The sequence below is a fragment of the Noviherbaspirillum album genome (assembly GCF_035916955.1).
Classification (GTDB): domain Bacteria; phylum Pseudomonadota; class Gammaproteobacteria; order Burkholderiales; family Burkholderiaceae_D; genus Noviherbaspirillum; species Noviherbaspirillum album.
The window spans coordinates 1-1232 of record NZ_JAWIIV010000114.1 but is presented as its reverse complement, the minus strand read 5'-3'; the positions used below and the strand labels follow the sequence as shown (position 1 = coordinate 1232).

Here is a 1232-nt window from a genome sequence, read left to right as displayed (position 1 = left end):
GTGTGAAGTGGGAACCGAACAAGATCACGTTCTACTTTGACGGCAAGGAGATGTACAGCGTCAATGCAAGCATGAGCCACCGCATGTACATCATCCTCGACCTCTGGTATGGCAGCGCGTCGGGCACGCCGGACAATTCGACCCCGCAGGGCAAGGGCAATTCGTTCGAAGTCAACTATGTACGCGCCTGGCAGTTCCAGTAATTGTCGTAGTGCGCTAGTGATGTGCTTCAGGAAGTCATTCCACTAGCCAACTACCAAGTGGTCGCAAACTAAAAGGCCGGGTCAACCACCCGGCCTTTTTCTTTTTCTTTTTTCTTTTCCTTTCTTCATCCGCTTTGCATTTTGATTCCGGACTATTTCGCCACTCTCGTTTTGCAATACAAAAGTTACAAGTTTGACTTTTCCATTTAGCAATTTTGTTGTTGAGATTGCAGCGACTCAAGATAAAGTGTTAACCAAAAGAATGAAAGATTGCTCATTTTTAAGAAAAATGCGCCGATTTTTTGATGATTGTCGGAACCATTTTCTTTGGGAAAGGCTCTGAGTTGTACTTGCTGATGAGCATCATTGGTTACCATCAATTAGACGGAAAAGGAATCGCTATGTTTAAATCTTCCCTGCATCGACTGACAATCTCCACTCTGTGTTGCGCTTGCGCTACGGTTCTTCTGGCCGCATGCGGCGGCGGTGGCGGTTCTGAGACGCCGACCGCAGACATGACGACTTTGTCTCCCAACACGCAAATACAGCGTGATGCTGCAGCAACCGATACAACGACAACAACACCGACTGCAGAAGCAGAAACGCCTGCTGCAAGCGCACCTGCTGCTTCCATTCCAGAGGCTACTCAACCGGCAAAAGCCGAAGCACCGACTCCGTTCGGTCAAGACGCAAATCTCTTTACGCTGTCGTTCTCTGATGAGTTCAACACGTATGACAGCAGCCTCTGGAATGACCACATCTGGTACGAAGCGTCCAACGCCACCAAGAACTACACCGTCGAAGATGGCAAGCTCAAGATCTGGCCGCAGCGCGATGCCTCGGGCAACTTCTTCAACCGCACCATCGATACCGACGGCAAGTACTACCAGACCTACGGCTATTTCGAAATGGAAGCCAAGCTGCCGTACGGACAAGGCACCTGGCCCGCATTCTGGCTGTTCAACCATGAAGCCGGCGCCCATCCGTATCGTCCGGAAATCGACATCCTCGAAGCCTATGCAGGCGGCG

General features: G+C 50.6%; 1 protein-coding gene and 1 pseudogene. Both read left to right on the top strand.

Going from position 1 to position 1232, the window contains the following annotated elements; all coding sequences use genetic code 11:
* A pseudogene (locus RY831_RS32945) lies at nucleotides 1-203 on the top strand (glycoside hydrolase family 16 protein); the annotation flags it as partial.
* Nucleotides 204-604: 401 nt separating this feature from the next.
* On the top strand, nucleotides 605-1232 hold a 628-nt coding region (locus RY831_RS32940; protein WP_326510491.1), incomplete at its 3' end, for a glycoside hydrolase family 16 protein.